The sequence below is a fragment of the Curtobacterium sp. MMLR14_006 genome, assembly GCF_001864985.1.
Taxonomy (GTDB): Bacteria; Actinomycetota; Actinomycetes; order Actinomycetales; family Microbacteriaceae; genus Curtobacterium.
Genome location: NZ_MJGU01000020.1, coordinates 36,008 through 62,374, shown reverse-complemented (window position 1 = coordinate 62,374; position 26,367 = coordinate 36,008). Strand labels below are relative to the sequence as shown.

The 26,367-nt window shown below is 71.8% G+C and carries 24 protein-coding genes; 12 read left to right on the top strand and 12 right to left on the bottom strand.

The annotated features are described in order from the left end of the window. Positions 1-242 precede the first annotated feature (242 nt). The 3 genes from BIU94_RS07740 (at position 243) to BIU94_RS07730 (ending at position 6,756) form a co-directional block, all read left to right on the top strand. The gene (locus BIU94_RS07740; protein ID WP_071290546.1) at positions 243-572 is read left to right on the top strand and encodes a hypothetical protein; all 330 of its coding nucleotides are present in this window, start codon (positions 243-245) and stop codon (positions 570-572) included. A 104-nt stretch (positions 573-676) separates the two neighbouring features. Continuing rightward, positions 677-1,000, top strand: a complete 324-nt coding sequence (locus BIU94_RS07735; RefSeq protein WP_175472165.1) for a hypothetical protein — start codon at positions 677-679, stop codon at positions 998-1,000. 302 nt (positions 1,001-1,302) lie between these two features. Then, on the top strand, positions 1,303-6,756 hold the full coding sequence (locus tag BIU94_RS07730; protein ID WP_175472164.1) for an Ig-like domain-containing protein: 5,454 nt from the start codon (positions 1,303-1,305) through the stop codon (positions 6,754-6,756). 102 nt (positions 6,757-6,858) lie between these two features. On the opposite strand, the gene BIU94_RS07725 is transcribed toward BIU94_RS07730, so the two are convergent. From BIU94_RS07725 to BIU94_RS07715, 3 genes are all read right to left on the bottom strand, one after another. Then, positions 6,859-7,590 carry an SOS response-associated peptidase gene (locus BIU94_RS07725; RefSeq protein ID WP_071256819.1) on the bottom strand — a complete coding sequence of 244 codons (732 nt, stop codon included), beginning with the start codon at positions 7,588-7,590 and terminating at the stop codon, positions 6,859-6,861. Positions 7,591-7,667: 77 nt separating this feature from the next. Next, positions 7,668-8,306 (bottom strand): hypothetical protein, encoded by a 639-nt coding sequence (locus BIU94_RS07720; protein WP_139196350.1) that lies wholly within the window; start codon positions 8,304-8,306, stop codon positions 7,668-7,670. Between the two features lie 2 nt (positions 8,307-8,308). After that, the gene (locus tag BIU94_RS07715) at positions 8,309-8,998 is read right to left on the bottom strand and encodes a hypothetical protein (RefSeq protein ID WP_071256815.1); all 690 of its coding nucleotides are present in this window, start codon (positions 8,996-8,998) and stop codon (positions 8,309-8,311) included. Positions 8,999-9,107: 109 nt separating this feature from the next. Between BIU94_RS07715 and BIU94_RS07710 the strand changes: the two genes are divergently transcribed. Beyond that, positions 9,108-9,494 (top strand): YchJ family protein, encoded by a 387-nt coding sequence (locus BIU94_RS07710; RefSeq protein WP_071256814.1) that lies wholly within the window; start codon positions 9,108-9,110, stop codon positions 9,492-9,494. Between the two features lie 22 nt (positions 9,495-9,516). On the opposite strand, the gene BIU94_RS07705 is transcribed toward BIU94_RS07710, so the two are convergent. Continuing rightward, positions 9,517-10,380 (bottom strand): shikimate dehydrogenase, encoded by an 864-nt coding sequence (locus BIU94_RS07705; RefSeq protein WP_071256810.1) that lies wholly within the window; start codon positions 10,378-10,380, stop codon positions 9,517-9,519. A 46-nt stretch (positions 10,381-10,426) separates the two neighbouring features. Between BIU94_RS07705 and BIU94_RS07700 the strand changes: the two genes are divergently transcribed. Further along, complete coding sequence (locus BIU94_RS07700; RefSeq protein WP_071256808.1) at positions 10,427-11,434, top strand: iron-siderophore ABC transporter substrate-binding protein; 1,008 nt, start codon at positions 10,427-10,429, stop codon at positions 11,432-11,434. Positions 11,435-11,591: 157 nt separating this feature from the next. On the opposite strand, the gene BIU94_RS07695 is transcribed toward BIU94_RS07700, so the two are convergent. After that, the gene (locus tag BIU94_RS07695) at positions 11,592-11,996 is read right to left on the bottom strand and encodes a DUF1304 domain-containing protein (protein ID WP_175472131.1); all 405 of its coding nucleotides are present in this window, start codon (positions 11,994-11,996) and stop codon (positions 11,592-11,594) included. A gap of 183 nt (positions 11,997-12,179) precedes the next feature. Here BIU94_RS07695 and BIU94_RS07690 point away from each other — a divergent pair, with 183 nt between their 5' ends. Both BIU94_RS07690 and BIU94_RS07685 read left to right on the top strand, forming a co-directional pair. Then, entirely contained in the window at positions 12,180-12,533 is a 354-nt protein-coding gene (locus BIU94_RS07690) for a chorismate mutase (protein ID WP_071256806.1), read from the top strand. Beyond that, positions 12,530-13,552, top strand: a complete 1,023-nt coding sequence (locus BIU94_RS07685) for a beta-propeller fold lactonase family protein (RefSeq protein WP_071256803.1) — start codon at positions 12,530-12,532, stop codon at positions 13,550-13,552. The genes BIU94_RS07690 and BIU94_RS07685 overlap by 4 nt, the downstream gene beginning before the upstream one ends. Before the next feature lie 154 nt (positions 13,553-13,706). Here the strand turns inward: BIU94_RS07685 and BIU94_RS07680 are convergent, their stop codons facing one another. Genes BIU94_RS07680 through purS form a run of 4 tightly spaced genes read right to left on the bottom strand, consistent with a single transcriptional unit; the run spans position 13,707 to position 18,013 of the window. Beyond that, entirely contained in the window at positions 13,707-14,627 is a 921-nt protein-coding gene (locus tag BIU94_RS07680) for a 2-hydroxyacid dehydrogenase (protein WP_071256800.1), read from the bottom strand. Between the two features lie 19 nt (positions 14,628-14,646). Then, on the bottom strand, positions 14,647-17,028 hold the full coding sequence (gene purL, locus BIU94_RS07675) for a phosphoribosylformylglycinamidine synthase subunit PurL (RefSeq protein WP_254782827.1): 2,382 nt from the start codon (positions 17,026-17,028) through the stop codon (positions 14,647-14,649). Positions 17,029-17,060: 32 nt separating this feature from the next. Then, a complete protein-coding gene (gene purQ / locus BIU94_RS07670; RefSeq protein WP_071256977.1) occupies positions 17,061-17,756 on the bottom strand; it encodes a phosphoribosylformylglycinamidine synthase subunit PurQ in 696 nt (231 codons plus the stop codon). A 5-nt stretch (positions 17,757-17,761) separates the two neighbouring features. Beyond that, positions 17,762-18,013 (bottom strand): phosphoribosylformylglycinamidine synthase subunit PurS, encoded by a 252-nt coding sequence (gene purS, locus BIU94_RS07665; protein WP_071256793.1) that lies wholly within the window; start codon positions 18,011-18,013, stop codon positions 17,762-17,764. Positions 18,014-18,203: 190 nt separating this feature from the next. Here purS and BIU94_RS07660 point away from each other — a divergent pair, with 190 nt between their 5' ends. Next, the gene (locus tag BIU94_RS07660; protein ID WP_175472130.1) at positions 18,204-18,812 is read left to right on the top strand and encodes a PadR family transcriptional regulator; all 609 of its coding nucleotides are present in this window, start codon (positions 18,204-18,206) and stop codon (positions 18,810-18,812) included. Then, on the top strand, positions 18,809-20,476 hold the full coding sequence (locus BIU94_RS07655; RefSeq protein ID WP_083404664.1) for a DHA2 family efflux MFS transporter permease subunit: 1,668 nt from the start codon (positions 18,809-18,811) through the stop codon (positions 20,474-20,476). The genes BIU94_RS07660 and BIU94_RS07655 overlap by 4 nt, the downstream gene beginning before the upstream one ends. A gap of 223 nt (positions 20,477-20,699) precedes the next feature. Here BIU94_RS07655 and BIU94_RS07650 read toward each other — a convergent pair whose 3' ends face one another. Further along, entirely contained in the window at positions 20,700-21,500 is an 801-nt protein-coding gene (locus BIU94_RS07650) for a cytochrome c oxidase assembly protein (protein ID WP_083404663.1), read from the bottom strand. A 194-nt stretch (positions 21,501-21,694) separates the two neighbouring features. Next, positions 21,695-23,014 carry an acyltransferase gene (locus tag BIU94_RS07645; RefSeq protein WP_071256791.1) on the bottom strand — a complete coding sequence of 440 codons (1,320 nt, stop codon included), beginning with the start codon at positions 23,012-23,014 and terminating at the stop codon, positions 21,695-21,697. 167 nt (positions 23,015-23,181) lie between these two features. Between BIU94_RS07645 and BIU94_RS07640 the strand changes: the two genes are divergently transcribed. Together BIU94_RS07640 and BIU94_RS07635 are read left to right on the top strand one after the other, a co-directional pair. Then, entirely contained in the window at positions 23,182-23,691 is a 510-nt protein-coding gene (locus tag BIU94_RS07640) for a Fur family transcriptional regulator (RefSeq protein WP_217639486.1), read from the top strand. A gap of 50 nt (positions 23,692-23,741) precedes the next feature. Continuing rightward, positions 23,742-25,268 carry a catalase gene (locus tag BIU94_RS07635; protein WP_071256788.1) on the top strand — a complete coding sequence of 509 codons (1,527 nt, stop codon included), beginning with the start codon at positions 23,742-23,744 and terminating at the stop codon, positions 25,266-25,268. Between the two features lie 122 nt (positions 25,269-25,390). Here the strand turns inward: BIU94_RS07635 and BIU94_RS07630 are convergent, their stop codons facing one another. After that, positions 25,391-25,957 (bottom strand): GNAT family N-acetyltransferase, encoded by a 567-nt coding sequence (locus BIU94_RS07630; RefSeq protein ID WP_175472129.1) that lies wholly within the window; start codon positions 25,955-25,957, stop codon positions 25,391-25,393. A 100-nt stretch (positions 25,958-26,057) separates the two neighbouring features. Here BIU94_RS07630 and BIU94_RS07625 point away from each other — a divergent pair, with 100 nt between their 5' ends. Continuing rightward, positions 26,058-26,339, top strand: coding sequence for a hypothetical protein (locus BIU94_RS07625; RefSeq protein WP_071256785.1), 282 nt, complete (start codon positions 26,058-26,060; stop codon positions 26,337-26,339). The last annotated feature ends 28 nt before the right edge of the window (positions 26,340-26,367 follow it).

The window sequence follows — 26,367 nt, the reverse complement described above, 5'->3', positions numbered from 1 at the left end:
CCGTGCCTCCTGTCCGGCTGCGCGACCGTCTGCGGTCCGCACCCCGACGGTCCGCAAAACGAGTACCCCGATCTGTCCCCTGTACCCCGGAAGTGCGACGCACCTCCCCGGAAATCCGGGCCTGTGCACTGCGCCGCATTGACGGAACCCGTGAATCGACGGGCCTCGCTGGCGGTCCGACCCCCGCTTCTCGTAGCGTTCTCGTGTCAGCAGATGTACCCCGGATCGTGAAGGAGAGCGACATGGACACCACCGTCACCACCAAGACGCAGGCCGAGGTCACCCTCGACACCGACACCGTCGACACCATCGCGATCCTCGAGGCCGACGCCGCCCTGTCGAGCCGTCCCACCCGTGCGAAGGTCACGTGGGTGCAGGAGGACCAGGGCGAGTGGGTCGCCAACTACGGCGGCTACTTCGGCGGCAGAGTCGACAAGCGCGACGGCCGCTACGTCGCCTCGGACACCTTCGGTCTGGTCGTCGGCGACTTCGCGTCGCTCGAAGAGGCCCAGGCGAAGCTCGACGACCAGCTGCACGTCATGCTCCCGTCGGTCATCCGACCGATCGCGTGACGATCGAGACCGACAGCTCCCGCTCCACCCGCAGCACCACGCACCGCAGCAGCACCCAGCACCGCAGCGTCACCAGCACCGCAGCACCACGAAGGAGCAACACCATGAGCACGACCCTCGCGAACCGGCAGCAGGCCGAAGTGACCCTCGACACCGAGACGATCGAGGTCATCACCGAGATCGAGGCGCAGGTCGTGGCCACGGAGGAACCCCGCGTGCCGATGACCTGGGCGCGGCCGGACAGCGGCCTCTGGGTCGCGAACTACGGCGGCTACTACGGCGGAACGGTCGACCGCCAGGGGACGCACTTCTTCGTCGCGGACACGTTCGGGCAGTACGTCGGGGACTTCCGCACGCTCGACGAGGCCAAGGCCCGTCTGCTCGAGCGGCTGCAGGTCGTCCTGCCGGACGTGCGTCGCGCCGCCTGAGCCGCACCGCACCACCCGCCGCTCGGCGGTCACGGACACAGCCCCACCGGGATCCGGTGGGGCTTCTTCGTGCGCCCGGAACGGGTGACACCGGACGGCGGTCGCCGCGGAACGACGGGGGAGCGGGTGCCCCCTCGAACGAGTGGTCCCCCCTATTGGGGACCTGCACTGTCCCCATCACGAGACGAAAACCTGTCAGTATCGGCTCGGCGCCAACGACCGTTCTCTGATCCACGGTCGACGGCTCCCGCATCGTCTCGACCCGAAAGTGACTCATGCTGCCTGTTCACCAGGGCACCGCTGTGCCTCGCCGCCGTCCCGCGCTCCGCCTCGTCGCCATGCTCGGTGCCACCCTGCTCGCGGGCGCCGGTCTGACCGCGACGACCGCGGTGGTCGCGTCCGAGCCCGCCTCGGCGGTCGACGCGACGCTCGACGGTGCGCTGCTCTGCAACCAGAACACGCTCTACGCCACCAACGCGGCCGGGCGGGTCATCGCGGTGGACATCAGCAACAGCGACTCGAAGGGGCAGACGGCCGAGGTCGCCACGCTCGGCGCCGAGGCCAACAACGGTCTGGGCATCTCGCGCGAGGGCGTGAAGATGTTCGCCGCTGCGAACGGCGGCACGGCCACCCTGCGCGAGTACGACCCGAAGACCGGCCAGGTCTCGGCCTCGATCGCCACCGACGCGGTCCGGTCGATCATCCGCGGCGCCGTCGACCCGTCGACGGGCCTGTACTACCTCGGCGGCAACTACGGCTCGGCACCGGACAACAACGCCTGGCTCGGCGCGTACGACCCGGCGACGAAGAAGTACATCGGCCAGGTCGGCCAGCTCAGCGGGCTGAAGGACGGCAACGGCGACTTCGCGTTCAGCACCCGCGGGCTGCTGTTCGTGGTCGCTGCGGACACCGTGTACCGCGTGAACGCCGAGACGATGCCGACCACCCCGGGGACGGCGCCGATCGGCACCACGGCGATCGCGACCCTGCCCGCCGGCACGACCAGCCCGGGCATCGCGTTCTCGTCCGACGGCTACCTGTACGTCTCGAACGCCGTCCAGACGAACAACGTGTGGACCACGACCATCTACCAGCTCGACCCGACCTCGGGTGCCGAGATCCGCCGCTTCCCGATCAACGGCGACTACCGCGCGAGCGACCTCGCCACCTGCAACTACGCCGACACCCTGACCGGCCAGGCGAGCATCGACGACCGCTGGAACAGCGGCGACCAGTTCGGCCTCGCCATCACCGGCGGCGGCATCACCCCGAACGCCGGCACGCGCGGCACGACGACCGGCTCCGCCAACGGCGTGCAGTCGCAGAAGGCCGGCGCGGTCCTGTCGACCCCGACCAAGCAGTACACGGTCACGCAGACCGCCGCGGGCACCACGGACCCGGCGAACTACGACACGACGTGGAAGGCCGTGAACACGACGACGAACGCCGTCGTCGCGCAGGGCACCGGCAGCACCGCGGCGCTCACGTTCCCGGCAGCGACGTCCTCCGACGGCACCGACGTCGTCGTGACCTTCGCGAACCGGCTGAAGCTCACGCACGCGCAGACCGCGGCCGACGTGTACTCCACCCCGGTCGAGACGGCCCTCGACGTCCCCGCCGCCGGCGTGCTCCGCAACGACCAGGGCACCGGCCTGACGGTCACCGGCCACACCGACCCGCAGCACGGCACCGTCACGATGTCCGCCACGGACGGTTCCTTCCGCTACGTGCCGGCGAAGGGCTTCTCCGGCACTGACCAGTTCACCTACACGGCGACCGACGGCGGGGGCCGCACGTCGACGAGCACCGTGACCGTCACCGTCACCCCCACGACGACCGACGACGCCTTCAGCGTGCACGCCGGCCAGACGGCGACGGCCGACGCGGCGAAGGGCCTGCTCGCGAACGACCGCGGCTCGCAGCTGACGATCACCGGCAACACCGACCCCGCGCACGGGACCGTCACGGTCCGCGCCGACGGCTCGTACTCGTACACCCCGGCCGACGGCTGGTCCGGCAAGGACTCCTTCACCTACACGGCGAAGGACGGCTCCGGTGCGTCGAGCACCGCCACCGTCACCGTGACGGTCCTGCCGACCGCGGGAGCCGACGACGTCACCGCCACCGCCGGTTCGCCGACGAAGGGGGCAGCACCCGGCCTGCTCGGCAACGACCTGGGCAGCGGCCTGACCGTGCAGGGTGCGACCCAGCCCGCGCACGGTTCCGTGACCGTCGCGAAGGACGGCTCGTACGTCTACACCCCGGCCGACGGGTACTCCGGTCCGGACTCGTTCGACTACACCGTGGTCGACCCCTCGGGCAACACCGACACCGTCACCGTGACCGTCCAGGTCGCACCGCTCGCGAAGGACGACACCGTCCGCGTGGCAGCTGGCAGCACGTACACCGCCGACACCCGGGCGACCGGCGTCCTCGGCAACGACCTCGGCACCGGCCTGACCGTCGACTCGAACACCGCGCCGGCGCACGGCACCGTGTCCGTCGACAAGGCGAGCGGCACCTTCACCTACACCCCGGCCGACGGGTTCTCCGGCACGGACACGTTCCGCTACACCGCGGTCGACGCCTCCGGTGCACCGACGACCGCGACCGTGCGGATCACGGTCGCCCCGACCGCGGCCGACGACGCCGTGTCGACGACCACCGGCACCCCGGTGTCCGTCGCCGTGCAGCGCAACGACCGCGGCACCGACCTGACCACGACGATCGTGCGTGGCCCGGCGAACGGCACCGCCGTCGTCGAGCAGGACGGCACCGTCTCGTACACCCCCGCCGCCGGCACCTCGGGCGTCGACACCTTCGAGTACACGGTCACCGACGGCGACGGCGTCACCAGCACCCCCGCCACGGTCACCGTGACCGTGACGCCGCGCACCTGGGCCGACACCGTGAGCACGACGGCCGGCACCCGGCTGGCCATCGACCCGGCCACGCTCACGGCCAACGACCGCGGCACCGGCCTGCACGTGACGGACGCGTCCGGCGCCCAGCACGGCGGCGTCGCGTACGACCCCGCGACCGACGCCGTGGTCTACCGCCCCGCGCCGGGCTTCTCGGGCACCGACACCTTCACCTACACCGTGACGGACGCCTCGGGCACGACGGCCACCGGCACCGTCACGGTCGTCGTCGGTCCGCAGGCAGCGGCGGACACCGCGGAGGCGACCGCCGGCTCGACGCTCACCGTCGGTGCCGACCGTGGCGTGCTCGCGAACGACGACGGCACCGGGCTCCAGGCCACGGTCGACCGCGCACCGGCGAACGGCACGCTCGACCTGGCCACCGACGGCTCGTACACGTACACGCCGAAGGACGGGTACTCCGGTACGGACACCTTCACCTACACGGCGACGGACCGCGACGGCCGCACGACCACCGGCGCCGTGACGATCACGGTCTCGCCCGCGACGAAGGCGGACGCCGTCACCGTCGCGGCGGGCAGCAGCGTCACCGTGACCTCGCGTGACCTCACCGCCGCCGACCTCGGCACCGGCCTGCGCGTCACGGACGTGCGGAACGGCGAGCACGGCACCGCGAAGCGGAACGAGGACGGCACCGTCACCTACACGCCGGCCCCGGGGTACTCCGGCAAGGACACCTTCACGTACACGGTGACCGACGCCGAGGGCAACACCGCCACCGGGACCGTCGCCGTGACGATCACGCCCGTGGTCGCCGGTGGTTCGACCACCGTGGCCGCGGACGGCACCACCACGGTGCCCGCCGACCAGGGCGTGCTCGCCGGAGCGAAGGGGACGGACCTGACCGTCACCGGCAACACCGACCCCGAGCACGGTGCCGTCACCGTGGACGAGGACGGCGGCTACACGTACACGCCGGAGCCCGGGTACTCGGGTCCGGACACCTTCGACACCACGATCACCGACGGGTCGGGCAACACCACGACCGGCACCGTCACGATCGTCGTCGCACCGAAGGCCGTGGCGGACGCCGCGGAGACCCGCGCCTCGACCCCGGTCGACGTCGCGGTGACCCGCAACGACTCCGGCACCGCCCTGACCGTGCAGTCGGTCACGCAGCCGGAGCACGGCACCGCCACCGTCACCGGTGCCGGGACCGTCACGTACACCCCGGCCGCCGGCTTCTCCGGCACCGACCGGTTCTCGTACACGGTCACCGACCCGACCGGCGGCACCGCGACCGCGGTCGTCACCGTGACGGTCGCACCGACCGCCGCAACCGACCGCATGGAGACCGGCCCCGGCACCGCACTGCCCATCGCCGGGTCCACGCTCACCAAGAACGACGACGGCACGGGCCTCACCGTGACGGGGCACGGCAGCGCCGCGCACGGCACGGTCAGCACGGGCAGCACGCCGGGATCGCTCGTCTACACCCCGGACCGCGGCTTCTCCGGCACGGACACGTTCGCGTACACGGTGACCGACGCCTCCGGGCAGACCGCCACCTCGACCGTCACCGTCGTCGTCGGCATCGCCGCGGTCGACCACTGGAACACGACCGCGACGAACGGCACGCTGCGCGTGCCCGCGTCGAAGGGTGTGCTCTCCGGTGACGCGGGCAGCGGGCTGACGGCGTCGATCGAGACGAAGCCGGCCCACGGCAGGGTCACGCTCGCCGATGACGGCTCGTACGTCTACACCCCGACGGCGAACTGGTCCGGCCGTGACCAGTTCACCTACGGTGCGACCGACGCCGAGGGCAACACCGCCTACGCGCTCGTGATCATCGACGTCACGCCCACCGCCACGGACGACCGCGCGTCGACCACGGCCGGCGAGCCGGTCACGGTGAAGAGCCCCGGTGTGCTCGGCAACGACCGCGGCACCGACCTGACGGTCGTCGCCGCCGGTCGCGCCCAGCACGGCACGGTCACCATCGCCGCCGACGGCACCTTCACCTACACCCCGGCGAAGGGCTTCTCCGGCACGGACACCGTGACCTACCGGGCGCAGGACGCCGCCGGCCAGCAGACGACGGCGACCGTGACCATCACGGTCGGCATCGCCGCTGTCGACGACGCCGCTCGCACCATCGCGGGCGCCCCGGTCGCCCGTGACGCCGCCCACGGGCTGCTCGCGAACGACCAGGGCACCGGCCTGACCGCCGCCCTCGACCGCCGGCCGGCCCACGGCGCGGTCCGCGTGCAGCCGAACGGCGCGTACGTCTACACCCCCGCCGACGGCTTCACCGGCAAGGACACGTTCACCTACACGGTGACGGACGCCTCGGGGCAGACCACGACCGCCACCGCGACCATCACGGTCGTCGCCGCGGCCGTCGCCGCGGACGACGAGGTGACCGGCAGCGCCGGCAAGCCGGTCAGGGTGCAGCCGCTCGACAACGACCACGGCACCGGCGGCGCCGCCTTCGACACGGCGACGCTCCACCTGCTCGACCCGCGGACGGGCCGGCCGGTCGACCGGGTCACGGTCGACGGCGAGGGCACCTGGACCGTCCGCGACGGCTCGGTCGTCTTCACCCCCGCCGAGGGCCACACCGGCACGCTGTTCATCGGGTACACGGTGACGGACACCGAGGGGCAGTCGGTCCAGGCGACCATCACGGTCACCTACCCGACGGGCATCGCCGCGGTGGTGCACGACGCCGAGCTCGCCTTCACCGGCACCACCGGCCTCGTCGGTCTCGGCCTGGGCGCGCTCGCGCTCGTCCTGGCCGGTGTGCTGCTCGCCTCGCGGCGACGATTCACCGTCGAGCAGGCGCCCGGCATCCGACGCAGCCCGCGACCGTAGGGAGCGAGGGGACGGACAGGAGGCCCGGACCACGTCAGCCGATCGGCGGACGTGGTCCGGGCCTCCTGTCCGTCCGGGGCCGCTGCGCGGCCGCTGCGGCCGCTACGCGACCGGTTCGACGAGGTGCGGTCCGTCGTTGCGCACGTTGTTCACCGTGCGGGCCACCTCGTACTGCTCGAGCCCGGCCGCCACGGTGAGCGACTCGGCGTCGAGCAGCGACAGCAGGTCACCGGCGGGGCGGTCCCCGTCGAGCCAGGTGTCGTAGCCGTCCGGCGTCAGGAACGCGGGCATCCGGTCGTGCACCTCGCCGGGGGCGACGTGTGCGTCGCGGGTGATGATCGCGAGCGACAGCCGCCACTTGTCGGGATCACCCTCGGGCTTCGTCGGGTCCGGCCAGGCGCTCACGACGCCGGCCATCGCCAGGGCACCACCGGGCTCGTGCACGAAGTGCGGTTCCTTGCCGTCCTCGCGCACCACCCACTCGTAGTAGCCCTGCGCGGGGACGATGCAGCGGTTCGACGCGAACGCCCGCCGGAACATGCCGCTCGTCGCCACGGTCTCGATCCGGGCGTTGATCGGCTTCGGCCGCTGCGTCCGGAAGTCCTTCGCCCAGCTCGGCACGAACCCCCAGCTGATCCGGGGGAGCTCGCGCTCGCCGTGACGCTGCCGCACCGCGTACACGGGGTCGGTCGGAGCGACGTTCCAGCTCGGGGCGAGGCCGGGGTGCACCTCGCCGGTGTCCTCGTCGACGTGCTCGGTGCGGTCGGCGAGCTCGCCGATCAGCTCGGGCAACAGATCGGCCGTGGTGTCGGAGACGACGAACCTTCCACACATGCCGTCCAGTGTGCCCCTCGGAGCGGGTGCGGTCCGGTTGCTGGTGCTGGTGCTGGTGCTGGTGCTGGTGCTCCTGTTCAGTGAGCGGTCCGCGCCTCGGGTGGTCCGGCGGGGTCGGAGGCCTCGGCGGCCTCGGCGGCGCGGCGGGCGCGTTCGGAACGCCCGAGTCGCACGAGCGCTTCGGGGACCTGCCCGACCCAGACCGCGGCCCAGGCCAGGTACCACCACCGGAGTTGACCGAGCGCGACGAGCGCACCGACCGCGGCGACCACCGACAGGACGGCCGGGGCCGCGCGGCGCAGCGTGCCGATCAGGCTCCGGCGCAGCAGGACGGTGTCGGTGCGGACGACCTCGCGGTCCTCGGGCCGGACGGGGCGCGGCCGTCGCAGCAGGTACGGTTCCACCGCCGCCCGCACCGCGGCGCGCTCCGTCGGCCACACCTGGCGGCCGTTGATCGTCGACGACGGGTCCGGCGGGCGCCTCGTCGGCAGACAGGCGAACACGATCAGCCCGACGCCGACCGCCAGCAGGGCGACGCCGACCGTGCTGCTGGCCGGACCGGTCCCCGTCCAGCCGAGTCGTACCTGCAGCACCGTCATCACGGCCGCGGCGACCACCGCGGTGCCGGCCGACCACAGGCCCGCCCGGCGGACGCGGCGGCGGTCCAGCACGTCGAAGGCATGCCGGCGGAACACCTGCCACCCGAGCGCGAGCACGGTCACTCCCCGGGCAGCGCGAGCTTGCTGCCGCTCGGCGTACCGGGTCGGCCGCGGGCCGGCGGGGGCGGTGGGACGGGCGGCAGGGCCTCGGCCTCGACGCGCAGCTGCTCCTGCCGGCCGAGCAGGCGGACGCCGCCGATCGCCGGGTACGACGACAGCACGGGTATCAGGAAGTACACCGGGATGAACCCGGTGAAGGTGTCGCCCGCCGAGAGCGTGAACACGTTGAGCAGCACGGTCCCGAGCAACCCGACGCCCCAGCCGGCGAGCAACAGGTTGCCGCGGAAGACCACACGCACGATCATGTCGCGGGTCTCGGGCATGCCCTGCAGCACGGCGTCGCGGTGCTCCGGGGCGACCGGGGGTGGGTTCCTGCGGTGGTAGCGGGCGATCGCCTCCTGCGTGCGCCAACCGATCCGCGGCACCGGCGGCAGTTCCCACCCCTTCGGGCCGATGGGCACCAGCCCTGCTCCGAAGCAGCCGAGCGCCACGGCGAGCAGCAGGGCGACGACGATGCCGGCGACGGGCGGCAGGTCCTCGCCGACGTCGGTCAGCAGGCCGAGCAGGAGCAGGCCGACGAACGCGACCGCACCGACGACGACGCCGACGAGCCGGACCCGGCGACGCATGCGGTCGTCGACGAGCACCGGGAGGCGCTCCCGGTACACCTGCCTGCCGATGGTGAACACACGTCATGTCTAATGGACCGGCCTGGTCGACGCCCTGCTCCCGTCCGGGTACCGCGCCCTGCTCCCGTCCGGGTACCGCGCCCTGCTCCCGTTCGGGTACCGTGCGGACGTGATCACGGACGCGACCCGGTGCCCCTGCCTGAGCGGCAACCCCTACGGCGAGTGCTGCGGGCCCCTGCACACCGGCGCCGCGGCCCCCACGGCCGAACGGCTCATGCGCTCCCGGTTCAGCGCGTTCGCCCTCGGGCTGCCGGAGTACCTGCTGCGCACCTGGCACCCGCGCACACGACCGAGCGACCTCGAGCTCGACCCGCAGCAGCGATGGACCCGGCTCGACGTCCTGTCGACGAGTGCGGGAGGCCCGTTCGACACGACCGGCACCGTCGCGTTCCGCGCGTGGTGGCGGAGCGACGACGACCGCGGCACGCTCGAGGAGACGAGCACGTTCGTGCGCGAACACGGGCGCTGGTCCTACGTCGACGGGGTGGTCGGCTGACCTCGTCCCCTGCTCGGTCCGGTCAGCTGATCGTGGCGGGGAGCCCGACGGCGGTGCGCATCGCACGGCGGACCGTGGCCTCGTCCGGCAGCAGCTCGTCCTCGTCGCCGGTCAGGAAGAAGCGGATCTGGCCGACGGCCTGCTCGGCGAGCATGTCGAGGCCGTTGAGCACCCGCCCGCCCGCCGCCGACCAGCGGGTCGACGCCGCGGTCGGCCAGGGTTCGTAGGCGACGTCGAACAGCACGGCGTCCGGACCCGACGGCACGAGGTCGAGCTCGTCCGCCGCTCCGCCGGGCAGGGTCGAGACGACGAAGCCGTGCCGGGTGCCGGCCAGGTCGTCGAGGGGCAGGACCTCGAGCGAGACGCCGAGCCGCACGGCCAGGTCGACGAGCGGGCCGGCCTTCGCGGTGTCGCGCAGGAACACCCGCACGAGCTCGGCCCCGAGCCGGACCGCGGCCGTCAGGGCGCTCGTCGCGGTCGCACCGCCGCCGAGGACCGTCGCCTCGCCGGGCAGGTGGCCGAGCGCCTCGACCGGGCGCACGAGTCCCTGCACGTCGGTGTTCGCCCCGCAGCGAAGCACCGTGTCGCCGACCGTCCGGAACGCGACCGTGTTCGCCACGCCGAGCTCGTCGACGAGCGGGGTCGTCCGGTCGAGCAGCGGCAGGACCTCGCGCTTGAGTGGCATCGTGAGGCTCAGTCCGCGCCACTCCGGACCCAGCCCCGCGACGAATGCGTCGAGCCCACCGGAGGCGACCTCGTGCCTCCCGTACGTCCAGGACAGGCCGAGTGCGTCGTAGGCCGCAGCGTGCAACGTGGGCGAGAGCGAGTGTGCGATGGGGGAGCCGAGCACCGCGAGGTGCGTGCGGCCGGGATCAGTGGGCGCCACGTGCTCGAGGGTACTCGGTGGTGCTGTTTAGGTTAGGCTACCCTTCGTGAATCGTTCTCCCCTCCGCTTCCGACGCGTGCTCGCCGCGGCCGGCGCCGTCGTCGCCGCGTCCCTCGTCCTCGCCGGGTGCGCCTCCGGCTCCGACTCGTCGACGGACACCTCGTCGTCGGGCTCGTCCGACGCGGCCTTCCCCGTGTCCATCACCACCGCCCTCGGGACGACGACCATCGAGTCGCAGCCGAAGCGTGTCGTCGCGCTCGGCTGGGGTGACGCCGAGACGGCGCTCGAGCTCGGCGTGCAGCCCGTCGGTGCGAGCGACTGGCTCGCGTTCGGCGGCGACGGCGTCGGCCCGTGGCTCAAGGGTGCGTACACGAAGTCGCCGAAGATCATCCAGACGCTCGAGCCGAGCTACGAGGACATCCTCAAGCTCGACCCGGACCTGATCCTCGACGTGAAGTCGTCGGGCGACAAGGACCGCTACGACAAGCTGTCCGCCATCGCGCCGACCGTGGCGATCCCGAAGGGTGGCGAGAACTACCTGACGACGACCGAGCAGCAGACCACGATGATCGCGAAGGCGCTCGGCAAGGAGTCCGAGGGCAAGAAGCTGCTCACCGGTCTCGACGACGCGTACGCAGCCGCCCGCAAGGCGCACCCGGACTTCGAGGGCAAGACCGCCGTCGTCGGCGCCTACACGTCCGAGGGCTTCGGTGCCTACGCCTCGGCCGACAGCCGCTCGCAGTTCATGGAGAACCTCGGCTTCACGATCCCGTCGGCGATCGACGATGAGGCCGGCAAGGCCTTCTCGGTCTCGCTGTCCGACGAGAACCTCGACCTGCTCGACGCCGACCTCACGCTGATCCTGCCGATCTACGTCGACGCGTCGAAGGCGGAGTCCGACAAGCTCTTCCAGAAGGTGCCGTCGGTCGAGGCCGGCCACTCGATCGTCTTCGACGACGCGGACGTGTCCTCGGCGTTCTCGATGGGCACCACGGCCGCGATCGAGTGGGCGCTCGACAAGCTGCCCGCCCAGTTCGAGGAGAAGCTCGGCTAGGACGAGCTCGCCTGCGACGAGCCTGCCTGCTCCGAGCCTGCCTGCTCCGAGCCTGCTTGCTCCGAGCCTGCCTGCTCCGACGACGAACGCGCACGGCCGACCGGGAGACCGGTCGGCCGTGCGCGTTCGTGTGGGTGCGTGCGCTCGCGCGCCGGCGTCAGACGCCGATCGTCGAGCCGAGCAGCGCGAACACCAGGGCGATGAACGGCAGCGTGCCCTGCTTGAACGCCGAGTTGAGGTACCGACGACCGGTGCCCGCCAGGATCACCGCGGCGCCGAGCATGCTCGCCGTCGAGAACACCACGAGCGTCCACCCGCTCGTCGTGCTGCCCGCGACGACGAGCACGACACCGAGCAGCGCGCCGATCGCCAGGAACAGGTTGTAGAAGCCCTGGTTGAACGCGAGGGTGCGCGTGGCCTGCAGGTCGTTCTCCGACGCGATGCCGAACGTCCGGCGTGCCCGCGGACTGGTCCACGCCACCGATTCCAGGAAGAAGATGTACACGTGGACGAGGCCGGCGAGCACCGCGAACACGCCCGAGATCACGAGCAGGACTGACATGCACTCATTCTCGCAGGCGCGCGGGGCAGCCGGGCACGCCCGCGACGCGACGCGCGGTCCCTGGTGCGCTGAGACGGGGCTGAGACGGGCGCTGGGACGTGCGCTGACACGTGCGGTGTGCGGGTGCGCCGCGGCCCGTCGGGCGTGCTGCGGGCGGCCAGTGTGCGCCAGTAGGCTCGGGCCATGAACGACGACGTCTCCACGCCTTCGGCCACGACTCCGCCATCGCCCGCGAGCGACGCGTCGGCGGCCGCGGTCGCCGAACTGCGGAGCATCCGGCAGAGCATCGACAACATCGACGCCGCCGTGATCCACATGCTCGCGGAGCGGTTCAAGTACACGCAGCGGGTGGGGCACCTCAAGGCCGAGTCGGGCATGCCCGCCGCCGACCCGGAGCGCGAGCAGATCCAGGTCGCGCGACTCCGGTCGCTCGCCGGTGAGTCCCATCTCGACCCGGCCTTCGCGGAGAAGTTCCTGAACTTCATCGTCGCCGAGGTGATCCACCACCACGAGCGCATCGCCGGGCGCGACGAGTGAGCGTCGACCTGCCGACCCTGCTCGTCGGCTCCTACACCGCGACCGGTGGCGGCACCGCGACCGGCATCTCGATCGTCGACGACGGAGCGGCCCGCACGGTCGCCGTGCTCGACGACCCCTCGTTCCTCGCGGTCGACGGTGACCGGGTCTACGCCGTCTCGGAGGTCGCCGACGGCAGCGTCTCGGCGTTCCGCCTGGAGCACGGCGCCCTCGAGCACCTCTGGGACGCCCCGGCCGGCGGGGACGCCCCGTGCCACGTCCGGGTCGACCCCTCCGGCACGATCGTCGTCACGAACTACGTCTCCGGCACGGTCACGGCCGTCGGGCTGGCCGCCGCCGAGGCGGGAACCGGCGCTGCCGTCCCGGACGACGCGGTCGCCGTCGCGGTGCTGCCGGACACCACCGGCCCGGTCGAGGACCGGCAGGAGGGTCCGCACGCCCACCAGTCGATCGGCACCCCGGACGGCACCGTGCTCGTCGCCGACCTCGGCGGGGACGCCCTGCACGAGTTCCGCGTCGCCGTCTCGACCGACGGCACACCGACCATCGACCCCCTGCACGTGCACCACGTCGCACCCGGCGTCGGACCGCGGCACATGGCGTGGCACGACGGCGACCTCATCGTCGCCGGCGAGCTCGACGGCCAGGTGCACCGCCTCCGCCGCGACGACACCGGGTCCTTCCGGGTCATCGCGTCCACGCCCACCTTCGACGGCGCGGTCGGCGAGTCCCTGCTGAGCCACCTCGAGGTCGACGACGCCGGACGCGTCGTCGTCGCCGTCCGTGGTCGTGACGTCGTCGTCGTGCTCGACGCCGCCGACGGCGGCCTGACGGTCATCGGCTCGGCGCCCTGCGGCGGGGTCTGGCCGCGACACTTCGCCCGGGTTCCTGGCTACCTGCTCGTCGCGAACCAGATGTCGGACGCGATCGCGGTCCTGCCGCTCGGCGACGACGGCGTGCCCGGCCCTGCGGTGGAACAGATCGCGGTCGGCACGCCGGCCTGCATCGTCGCGGTCTGACGCTCGTCCTGGCGCTCGTCCTCGCGACGGCTGGCCATGGCCGTGCCGCCGTTTGTCCCGCGGAAGCGTCCGTGTGCCGCCGATGGTTCGCGGGACAGTGACGCTTTCGCGCCCTGGCGACCGGACCGCGGTCGGGTCGCGCCCGACCGTACGGTCACAAGTCGATCAGGTTCTCGAACGGGCGACCCTCGGCCAGCGCGGCGACCTGCCGGCGCATCAGGTCGACGGACCGCGGGACGCTCAGGTCCGTGTTGCCCCCGACGTGCGGCGTGAGCACCGTGTTCGGCGTCGTCCACAGCGGGTGGCCGGAGGGCAGGGGCTCGGGGTCGGTGACGTCGAGTGCCGCGAACAGCCGCTCGGACTGCAGTTCCGCCACCAGCGCGTCGGTGTCGACGACCTTGCCCCGCGCCACGTTCACGACCAGGGCCCCGTCGGGCAGGGCGGCGAGCAGTCCGGCGTCCACCAGCCCCTCGGTCTCGTCGGTGAGCGGTGCGATGAGCACGAGCACGTCGGTGGTCGCCGCGAGCTCGCGCAGCGCACCGAAGGCATGCACCTGGCGCCCGTCCTGCTCGCGAGCGGTCCGGGCCACCACGGTCACCTCGGTGCGGAACGCCTCGAACCGGGTGGCGATCGCCGAACCGATCGCGCCGTAGCCGACGACCGTGACGCGTCGGTCGGCGAGCGAGCGGGTTTCACGCGCGTCCCAGACGCCGTTCGCCCGGTCGGCCTGGAACGCCGCGATCTCGCGGAGCGAGGTCAGCGCCAGGCCGACCGCCAGCTCGGCGGTCTCGTCGTCGTGGATCCCGCGACCGTTCGCGAGCTTCGCGTGCCCGGGGACGTGCGGCACCGCGTGCTCGTAGCCGGCGCTCGGCAGCTGCAGGAGCTCGAGCGCCGGCAGGTCGTGCACGAACTGCCACCGGTGCCGTCCGGCGAAGTAGAACGGCAGGAACGTGATGGCGACGTCGTCGGGCCGTCCGTACGGCGCCTCGACGTCCCAGACGTCCAGCTCGATGCCGTCCGGCACGGGGCCGAACCGGTCGACGAGCTCGGCGAAGGGCAGGGTGACGATCGGCATCCCGGGTCGCTCGCGGGGCCTAGGCGTCCGTGCGCGGCGAGAACGCGCCGTCGGAGTCGAGCGGCCCGCGGCCGACGTACCCCTCGGTGACGTCCTCGACGATCACGTCGCCGAAGCGGGACGGCAGCGTGGCACGGTGCGTGCCCCGGAGCTCGTCCACCGACGCCTCGAACGCGCCCTGGACCTCGAGCGCGTCCGACGTGGCGTCGGTCACGCCGATGCGCAGCACCGGGAAGCCCCGGCCGTCGCACAGACCCTGGAACCGGACGTCGTCCTCGCGACGGACGGTCACGATCACACGACCCGTCGACTCCGAGAACAACGCCGTGGCGGTGTCGACACCGTCGCGGGACTCGAGCTCGTCCAGCACCACGCGCGCGCCGATGCCGAAGCGCAGCACTGACTCGGCGAGGGACTGGCCGAGGCCGCCGTCCGCCAGGTCGTGGGCGCTCGTCAGGAGCTGCTCGCTCGTCGCGGCCTGCAGCAGGTCGGCGAGCGCCTTCTCGCGGCCCAGGTCGACCGCCGGCGGACGGCCACCGAGGTGGCCGTGCACGGTGCCGGCCCACGCCGACCCGTCGAGCTCGAGCGAGGTGGTGCCGAGCAGGTAGATGTTGTGGCCGTCGTCCTGCCAGCCCGAGGGGACGCGCTTCGCGACGTCGTCGATGATGCCGAGCACGCCGACGACGGGCGTCGGGTGGATCGGGGTCGTGCCCGTCTGGTTGTAGAACGAGACGTTGCCGCCGGTGACCGGGATGCCGAGCTCCATGCAGCCGTCGGCGAGCCCCTCGACCGCCTCGGAGAACTGCCACATGACCTCGGGGTTCTCGGGGGAGCCGAAGTTCAGGCAGTCGGTGACCGCGGCGGGGACGGCGCCGGTGACGGCGACGTTGCGGTACGCCTCGGCGAGGGCCAGGCGGGCACCCTGCTTCGGGTCGAGCTGGCAGTAGCGGCCGTTGGCGTCGGTGGCGATCGCGACACCGAGGCCGGTCTCCTCGTCGACGCGGATCATGCCGCCGTCGTCGGGGAACGAGAGCGCGGTGTTGCCGAGCACGTAGGTGTCGTACTGGTTCGTGACCCAGTTCTTCGACGCCAGGTTCGGCGAGCCGAGCAGGCTGAGGAACTGCGCCTTGATCGCCGGGCCGTCGACCGGTCGGTCGAGCGAAGCGGCGGTGTCGGCCTGCAGCGCGTCGATCCACGTCGGGTAGGCGACCGGGCGGTCGTAGACCGGGCCGTCGACGGCGACGGTGCGCGGGTCGACGTTCACGATCTCCTGGCCCTGCCAGTCGATGACGAGCCGGCCGGTGCCGGTGACCTCGCCGAGGACGCTGGTCTCGACCTCCCACTTGCCGACGACGCGCAGGAACTCGTCGAGCTTGTCGGGGCGGACGACCGCCATCATGCGCTCCTGGCTCTCCGACATCAGGATCTCTTCGGCGGTGAGCGTGGGGTCGCGCAGCAGGACGTCGTCGAGCGAGATGTGCATGCCGCCGTCGCCGTTGCTCGCCAGCTCGGACGTCGCGCAGGAGATGCCCGCGGCGCCGAGGTCCTGGATGCCCTCGACGAGTTCCTGCTGGAACAGCTCGAGGCAGCACTCGATGAGGACCTTCTCGGCGAAGGGGTCGCCGACCTGCACGGCGGGGCGCTTGGTCGGGCCGCCCTCGGTGAAGGTGTCCGACGCCAGGATCGAGGCGCCGCCGATGCCGTCGCCACCGGTGCGGGCACCGAACAGGACGACCTTGTTGCCGGCACCGGACGCGTTGGCCAGGTGCAGGTCCTCGTGGCGCAGGACGCCCACTGCCAGGGCGTTCACCAGCGGGTTGCCCTGGTACACCGGGTCGAAGTAGGTCTCGCCGCCGATGTTCGGCAGGCCGAGGCAGTTGCCGTAGAACGAGATGCCGCCGACGACACCGTGCACGACGCGCGCGGTGTCCTCGTGGTCGATCGCACCGAAGCGCAGCTGGTCCATCACGGCGACCGGACGGGCGCCCATCGAGATGATGTCGCGGACGATGCCGCCGACACCGGTGGCCGCGCCCTGGTAGGGCTCGACGTAGGACGGGTGGTTGTGCGACTCGACCTTGAAGGTGACGGCCCACCCGTTGCCGACGTCGACGACCCCGGCGTTCTCGCCCATGCCGACCATCAGGTTCTTCGTCATCTCCGGCGTGACCTTCTTGCCGAACTGACGGAGGTAGTTCTTCGAGGACTTGTAGGAGCAGTGCTCGCTCCACATCACCGAGTACATCGCCAGCTCGCCCGAGGTGGGGCGGCGGCCGAGGATCTCCTTGATGCGGGCGTACTCGTCGGGCTTCAGCCCCAGCGCGTCGTACGGCTGTTCCTTGTCGGGGGTCGCTGCCGCGTCCTGCACGGTGTCGGGCTTCGGGCGAACGGAGGTCGTCACGGTGTCGTTGTTCCCTGTCACTGGAGTCGCGGTCACTTGACCAGCGTGGACTCGATCACGGAGGTGAAGAAGGTGAGGCCGTCGGTGCCGGAGGCCATCGCGGCGGGGGTGTCCGGACCGAAGCCGGCCTCCGTCGCGTGCTCGGGGTGCGGCATGAGCCCGACGACGTTGCCGCGCTCGTTCGAGACGCCGGCGATGTCGTCGATCGACCCGTTCGGGTTGACGCCCACGTACCGGAACACGACCTGGCCGTTGTCCTCGATGCGCTTGATCTCGTCGGCGTCGGCGACGAAGCGGCCGTCGGCGTTCTTGAGCGGGATCGTGATCTCCTGTTCGGGCGCGAAGCCCGAGGTCCACGCCGTCGAGGTGGTCTCGACCCGGAGCTTCTGGTCGCGGCGGATGAACTGCTGGTGCGCGTTGCGGGTGTGCGCGCCGGGGACCAGACGGGCCTCGGCCAGCATCTGGAACCCGTTGCAGATGCCGAGGACGGGCATGCCCTTGCCGGCGGCGTCGATGACCTCGGCCATGATCGGGGCCTTGGCCGCGATGGCACCGGCCCGCAGGTAGTCGCCGTACGAGAACCCGCCGGGCAGCACGATCGCGTCGACGCCCTGCAGGTCGTGGTCGCCGTGCCAGAGGGCGACGGGGTCGGCGCCGGCGAGACGGACGGCGCGCTGGGCGTCGCGGTCGTCGAGCGAGCCGGGGAAGGTGATGACGCCGATGCGCATCCGGGTCACTGGCCTTCGACCGTCACGGAGACGACGTCCTCGATCACGGCGTTCGAGAAGACGTCGACCGCGATGTCGCGGACCTCGGCGAGCTTCGCGTCGTCGACGGGGCCGTCGACGGTCACCTCGAAACGCTTGCCGATGCGGACGTTGGTCAGGTCGGACTTGCCGAGCCGCGCGAGGGCGTTGCCCACCGCCTTGCCCTGGGGGTCGAGGATCTCGGCCTTCGGCATGACCTCGACGACGATCGTTGGCACGTGTTCTCTCCAGCACTTCAGGGGTGGGGGGACGCGACCAGTCTACGGGGCGGCGGCGGCCCGCCGGGCCGGACCCGGGCCTCCTGTGGAGAGTGTGCTGTGCGTTTGCTCACCTGTGTTCCACTCCGTATATTCGAAGTCGAATAGTCCAGTCGGAACATCATCGCCATCGATCGGTCAGGAGGCCCGGGTGACGCCGCTCACGCCGCTCGCGTTCGCCGCGCTCGACCTGCTCAACGAGGCACCGATGCACCCGTACGAGATGTTCCAGACGATGGTCCACCGGCAGCAGGAACGGAACGTCAAGGTCCGGCCGGGCACCCTGTACCACCAGGTCGGCCGGCTGGCCGAGCTGGGCTTCGCCGAGGTCGTCGGCACCGACCGCGACGGCAACCGACCGGAGCGCACGACCTACACGATCACCGACGCCGGTCGTGCGGCGCTGGCCGACGGCCTCCGCGGCATGGTCGCCGAACCCGCCGACGAGTACCCGCAGTTCCACCTGGCGCTCTCGGTGGTCGAGAACCTGTCGCGGACCGAGGCGGTCGATGCCGTCCGGGCCCGGATCGTCGCGCTCGAGCAGGAGCGCGACGACTACGACGCAGCCGTCGGGCGCGTGCACGCCAAGCAGTTGGCCGAGCGGTACTGGCTCGACGTGTCGTACGTCCGTGCGATGCTCACCGCGCAGATCGAGTGGCTCAGCACCACGGTCGACCGCATCGAGAGCGGCGACCTCACCTGGGACGGCCCGGCCGTCCCCGCAGACACCCCCACGAACAGCAAGGAACCCACTCGATGACCACCGCAACGCCCCCGCGGACGACCGAGAAGAAGCCCTGGCCCGCACTCTGGGCCCTCGTCGTCGGCTTCTTCATGATCCTCGTCGACTCCACGATCGTCTCGGTCGCGACGCCCACCATCGCGCAGGCGCTCGACGCCGACATCAACGCGGTGATCTGGGTCACGAGCGCCTACCTGCTCGCCTACGCCGTGCCGCTGCTCATCACGGGCCGCCTCGGTGACCGCTTCGGCCCGAAGGTCATGTACCAGATCGGCCTCGTCGTCTTCACGCTCGCCAGCCTGTGGTGCGGTCTCGCCGGTTCGATCGAGGTGCTCATCGTGGCCCGCGTCGTGCAGGGCCTCGGCGCCGCGATGATGAGCCCGCAGACGATGTCCGTCATCACGCGCATCTTCCCGCCGCAGAAGCGCGGCGCGGCCATGGGCCTCTGGGGCGCCGTCGCCGGTGTCGCCTCGCTCGTCGGCCCGATCGTCGGCGGCCTGCTCGTCGACGGCTTCGGCTGGGAGTGGATCTTCTTCGTGAACGTCCCCGTCGGCGTCGTCGCGTTCGTCCTCGCGCAGCGCTTCGTGCCCTCGTTCGACCGCCACGGCCACCGCTTCGACTACCTCGGCATCTTCCTGTCGGCTGCCGGGCTGTTCCTGCTCGTCTTCGGCATCCAGGAGGGCGAGACCTACGACTGGGGCACCATCACGGGGATCATCTCGGTCTGGATGCTCATCATCGTCGGCCTCGTCGTGCTGGCCGCCTTCGTGGTCTGGCAGGGCGTGCAGAAGGGGGAGCCGCTCCTGCCGCTCGGCCTGTTCAAGGACCGCAACTTCACGCTCGCCAACGTCGCCATCACGGCCGTCGGTGTCGCCATCGCCTCGTTCGCGCTGCCGATCATGCTCTGGGCGCAGGACGTCCTGCGCTTCTCGCCGACCCAGGCGGCGCTGCTCCTCGTGCCGCAGGCCGTGCTGTCCGCGGCGCTCGCCCCGCTCGTGGGCAAGAACCTGAACCGCTGGAACCCGCGCTGGGTGGCCGCCTTCGGGCTCGCGTGCTTCTCGGGCGGGCTGTTCTGGTTCGGCGGCCTGCTGTCGACCGGTGCCGACTGGGGGTGGGTGCTCCTGCCGAGCGCGCTGCTCGGGCTCGCGAACGCCTGCATGTGGGGCCCGCTGTCCGTCTCGGCGACGCGCAACCTGCCGCCGAAGCTCGCCGGTGCCGGCTCGGGTGTCTACAACACCACGCGTCAGATCGGTGCGGTCCTCGGTTCGGCCGGCATCGCGGCCCTGATGGAGGCCCGGATCACGGCGAACTTCCCGTCCTCGAGCGGGGGCGTGTCCGCCGGCGGCGCGGAGCAGCAGGTCGGTGCGCTGCCCGGCCCCCTGCTCGAGCCGTTCTCGCGCGCCATGGGCGAGTCGCTCTTCCTGCCGGCGATCGTGCTCGTCGCCGCGATCGTGGCGGCGCTGTTCCTGGCGAAGCCGAAGCAGACCGTGCAGTGGGAGAAGACCGGCGACGTGACCACGCAGCCCGGCGGCGAGGGGCAGTCGTCCGACCAGGGCACGGAGCCGACCGAGCAGGGCGCGAAGGCGTCCGAGCACGGTGTGCACGCCGCGGCTGCCGCTCCGGCGACGCCCGAGGACGAGCTCGCGGCGATCGACCACCACGGCAAGCACGCCGACGCCTGACCAGCGCCGTCCACCCGGGCCCCGGGCTGCTCACACGAGCGGCCCGGGGCCCGGGTGCGTCCGGGGCGGTGGTGCAGGCGTCGCGTCCGCGGGGGAGCGACACGACGGGTGCGGCCGACGACGTGCGACGTCATCGACGTCGTACGACCGCGACGATGTCGACTCACGTCGGCGACGTTGCCCGCAGGCCCCGGTCCCCGCCGCCGGCCCCTCCGCGGCCCGCTCAGCCCCGGCGCTCCAGGTGGGCGCGGGTCATCGCCTCCACCTGCTCGTCCGTCAGGGCGTCGACGTCCCGGGCCTCGCGGCGGTCGGTCCGCTGCCACCGCACGAAGAGGGCGATGAGCACGGGGACGTCCGCGACCTCGGCGATGAACCACAGCAGGTCGCCGGCCAGGTGCTGGTCCTGCAGCGGCGACGGTGACCACGGTCTGCCGGTCACCGCCACCACCGACCCGTCGAGGACGTGGTTCGTGATCCGGAGCACGATCCCGGGGACCGCGTCGAGGACGAGTTCCACGAAGGCGAGCAGGAACTCGGCGGTGACGAACGTCGACGAGCGGAGCACCCCCGGCTCGGACAGGGGTGCGAGCAGTGCGAACCCCAGCGCCGGCAGTCCTGCGGTGAGCGCGACGGCCCAGCCCTCGGAGCCGCGGACGACCGCCGACAGCGGGGTGATCAGGACGCCGAACAGCACGAGGGCGACCACCGGCGCGACGATCGCGTTCCCGAGCAGTCGCACCGGACGCGAGCGCATCGTCGCGTCGGCGGCGCGTGCGAGGCGAGCCGGGCCTCCTGTCCGGAGCAACGGGACGGGCGCGCCCAGCGCAGCGAACGCGGGGACCGCGAAGAAGAGCAGGGCCGCGCGCAGGACGAACGCCCACCGGAGCTGCTGGTCGTACACGCCGACGATGCCGAACTGCAGGACGACGAACAGTCCGAGCGCCAGGGCGAAGGCCAGTGTGCGCCACCACGGCCACCGGGTCCCGCGCCTGGCGGCACCGACCACCCACCGCCCGTAGGCCACGGCGGCGACCAGGACGAGGACCGCGGCGAGAGGATCGAACCGCCAGGTGCTCCAGAACTCGGGTGTCGACGGCGTCGGGTGCCTCCTGCGGCGGTGGGACCGACGTGGACCGTCCGGCTGGCGGTCATCGTGCGGCGCTCCTCATCCTCCGCCCGTCGCCCCTCCGTGCAGGGCGTCTGCCGGTGAGAACCGGTTCAGATCTGCCGGACGCTCCGCGCCGGGGCCGTGCGGGAGAGCAGCCACACCCCGATCGGCACGCCCACCGCGCCGACGACGGCGACGCCGAACGACAGGTGCGCCTGCATCACCAGGAAGGCCGGACCGATCGTGCACACCGCCGCCACCGCGACGACCGGCCACGCCGGCCGGTCGGTGGTCGGCACGAGGCGGGGGAGCGGGCGGTCGAACCAGCGGAGCGCGCGGGCGATGCCGAGCGACACGGCGAGCAGCACCACCAGGGCGACCGGTCGTGTCGCCCACCACACGCCGGATCCCGGTTCGGGGAAGGGGGCGCCGAGGAGCAGGGCGACACCGTTCAGGGCGATGAAGAGCGGCAGGTGCCAGAGGTAGATCGTCATGCCGTCGCGGCCGAGCACGAAGACGGTGCCGAGTGCCGCCCTCGTGCGCATGAGCCGGGTGAGCGGAGCGTGCACGAGCTGGACCAGGCACGCCTGCGCGATCGCGAGGAACGCCAGCGGCAGCATCGGCGGGTTGAGGTCCTGCAGCATGTCCGGCGCCCACAGCCCGATCGAGGTCATCGGCACGAGCAGTGCGTAGGCCGCAGCCGCGACCGCGAGGAGCAGCGCCTTCGGACGGCGGGCGAACCAGCCGTCGGCCCACAGGAACCCGAGCTGCTGCGCGAACAGCCAGACCGGACCGAGGTTGAGCAGCCCGACCTCGGCGGTGCCGGTGGCGAGGCGCACGGCGTCGACCGCGCCGGCCAGCAGGAGCAGGACGCCGAGGGTCCGCCACGGGGCCCGCTCGTGCAGGCGCACCATGAAGGGGACGCAGCACTGCGTGATGCCGTAGGCGGCGAGGAACCAGAGGGGCGAACCGATGCCGAAGGCGACCTCGGCGAGCAGCTCCGGCGGGGTGCCGACGGCGGTGGCGACGCCGAGGCCGAGGGCGAGCACCACGAAGAGGGGGACGGCGGGGCGGTACAGCCGGACCAGTCGGGTCGCGACCCAGTCTCGGGCAGGACTGCCGTCGGCGCCGCTGCGCGCCACGGTGCTGCGCCACCCCACGGCGCTCGCGAAGCCGCCGACCACGAAGAACAGCGGCATCACCTGGCCGATCCACGTGGCGGCCACGTACCAGGGGAGCTCCTGCAGCGGGCTCGTCACCCGGAGACCGCCCTCGTCGGCGGCGACGCCGACCATCGTGATGTGCACGAAGACGACGAGGACGACGCAGGCCGTCCGGATGAGGTCGACGACCAGGTCCCGCTTCGCGATGATCCCCCGGACGTCCGCTGCTGTGGGTGCCTGCTCGGGCAGGCCCTGGTGCGTGGACATGTCCGGACGCTAGCGCGCGATCGGCCCGGATCAGGAGCGTCCCCGCGGATCGCGACCGGATCGTGACATGACGTATTCCGGTAGCGGCATGCGCACGGGTCGGTGACGGTCCACTCGACTCGTGTAGTGTTGCTCTTGTCTTGATCGCTGCAAAAGAAAGGCTCAGCATGGACGCCGACGCCGATCTGCTCCGGGGAGCGGGGCTGCGGGTCACCACCCCGCGACTCGCCGTGCTGCGCGCGACCGGGGCGATGCCGCACGCCACAGCAGACGACATCGTGACCGCGCTCACCGCCGAGCTCCCGACCACCAGTCACCAGGCCGTGTACGGCGTGCTCGCCGCCCTGACCGGGGTCGGCCTCGTGCGCCGGATCGAACCGGCCGGCAGTCCGGCGCGGTACGAACGCCGCACCGGCGACAACCACCACCACGTCATGTGCACCCTCTGCGGCGCGATCGAGGACGTCGACTGCGCCGTCGGTCACGCCCCCTGCCTGACGCCCTCCGAGACCCACGGCTTCGCCGTGACGACCGCCGAGGTCACCTACTGGGGCATCTGCGAGCGGTGCGCCGCCGCCGAGCGCGACGACGCCACCGCGCCCGTCGACGCGACCGGTGCCCCCGCGGTGGCCGCGGTCCCCGGTGACGCCGCCGCCGACGCCCCGCGCGTCCCCTGAACCACCCGAGCATCCCTGACCGAACCAACCGTTCCACCCAAGGAGGAACCGTGTCCGACCAGAACACGACCGGCACCCCGTCCGGCACCCCCACCACCACGACGAACAGCGGCGCGCCCGTCTCGAGCGACCAGCACTCCATGGGTGTCGGGGCCGACGGCCCCCTCGCCCTGCACGACCACTACCTGGTCGAGAAGCTCGCCCAGTTCAACCGCGAGCGCGTGCCGGAGCGCGTCGTCCACGCCAAGGGTGGTGGCGCGTTCGGTACCTTCACCGTCACGCAGGACATCAGCCGCTACACCCGCGCCGCGTTCCTGCAGCCGGGGCAGCAGACCGAGATGCTCGCGCGCTTCTCCAGCGTCGCCGGCGAGCAGGGTTCGCCCGACACCTGGCGCGACCCCCGCGGCTTCGCGCTGAAGTTCTACACGTCCGAGGGCAACTACGACCTCGTCGGCAACAACACCCCCGTCTTCTTCATCCGCGACGGCATCAAGTTCCCCGACTTCATCCGTTCGCAGAAGCGTCTGCCCGGGTCGCACCTGCGCGACCACGACATGCAGTGGGACTTCTGGACCCTGTCGCCCGAGTCCGCGCACCAGGTCACCTGGCTCATGGGCGACCGTGGCCTGCCGGCGAGCTGGCGCGAGATGGACGGCTTCGGCTCGCACACCTACCAGTGGATCAACGCCGAGGGCGAGCGCTTCTGGGTGAAGTACCACTTCCTGACGGAGCAGGGCCACAAGACCCTCACGCAGGAGGACGCCGACCGCATCGCCGGCGAGGACGCTGACTTCCACATCCGCGACCTGCACGCCGCGATCGAGCGTGGCGACCACCCGCGCTGGACGCTCAAGGTGCAGATCATGCCCTACGCGGACGCCGAGTCGTACCGGTTCAACCCGTTCGACCTGACGAAGGTCTGGCCGCACGCCGACTACCCGCTCATCGAGGTCGGCACCATGGAGCTCAACCGCAACCCGGAGAACTACTTCGCGCAGATCGAGCAGGCGACCTTCGCCCCCTCGAACTTCGTGCCCGGCATCGCCGCGAGCCCGGACAAGATGCTCCTCGCGCGCATCTTCAGCTACGCGGACGCGCACCGCTACCGCGTCGGCACCAACCACGCGCAGCTGCCGGTGAACGCCCCGAAGAACGAGGTCCACTCGTACTCGAAGGACGGCGCCATGCGCTTCGACTTCCAGAAGTCCGAGGTGCCGGTCTACGCTCCGAACTCGCTCGGTGGCGCGCACGCCGACGCGGACGCGACCGACGAGACCCCGGGCTGGGAGTCGGACGGCGCGCTGCAGCGTTCCGCCGCGACCCTGCACCCCGAGGACGACGACTTCGGCCAGGCCGGCACGATGGTCCGCGAGGTCCTCGACGACGCCGCCCGTGAGCGCCTGGTCGGCAACATCGCCGGTCACGTCTCGAAGGTGACCCGCGACGACCTGCGTGAGCGCGTGTTCGCCTACTGGACGAACGTGGACGCCGACCTCGGCGCGCGCGTGCGCGCGGCCGTCGTGCCGAGCGCACCGGGCTCGAACGAGGACCCGGAGACGGTGGCGGTCGAGGCGTAAGCCCCACTGCTGACGGACGGGAGGCGCGGTGCGGGTCGGACCCGCACCGCGCCTCCCGTCCGTTCTCACGTTCCGGACCGGTGGCCCGTCGAGCAGGATCGCGCCCGGTCCTCGTCCTGGACCTAGACCTGCTGGCCGTTGAGCAGGATCGGACCGTCCGGCCAGTCCTCCAGCCGCTCCGCCACCGGCAGGACCATCCAGCCGCCCTGGTCGGTCATCGGCATGCCGGCGCCCTCGGCAGTGAAGGCCGTGTAGTCCCCGACGACGTCGTCGAAGTGGTGCCAGCCGAGGTTCGCGTAGAACGGGATGCGGTTCTCTCCGGCGCCGAGGAAGCCGTACGGCACCGCGAGGCCCTCGAGCACGGCGTGCGCGCGCTCCATCAGCTCGCGGCCCTTGCCCGTGCCCTGCAGTCGCGGTGCGACAGCGACCAACCCGGTGTCGCCGACCAGCACATCACGGCCGCCCACCGAGATGTACATCCGGCGGATGCCGACGTGGGCGAGCACGACACCGTCGGCGTCGCGGGCGATCACCCGCCGTTCGGGCTGCATGCCCGCCCAGCTCCGGCCGCCCACGTACCAGTGGGACCAGTCCGGGAAGGCCTGCGCCAGCAGTGCGGTGATGGCCTCGTGGTCGGGGAGCGTGAGGGTGCTCTCCTCGAGCACCTCCCAGCGGATGTCGTCAGTCACGCATCCATCCTGCACGGATGCCCCACCGACGGTTGCGCCGTAACTCACCCTTGTTGTACGTTAGCGGTGATACATCACTAGCGACGAGCGAAGGGGCCTGATGTCGATCAAGAACGTGGTGTTGGGGATGGCTGTGCTGGGAAGCGTCATGGGCGGTGGGCTCGCGGTCGACGCGGCCACGGCTCCGGAGGCGAACGCGGCTTGCTACGGGTCGGTCTCGACGTTCAAGGGCAAGAACAACTCCTGTTCCCGAGGCGCTCGCCATTGGGACGTGATCAAGGGCAAGGACACGGCCTACGGGAACTGGGCCGATCGCGGCTCATGGTCCAGCCAGAGGGCCTGCTGGATCAACGTCGTGTCATACGGGATGACGGCACGTTGAATGGCCGCCGGTCGCTGGGGACACGGAG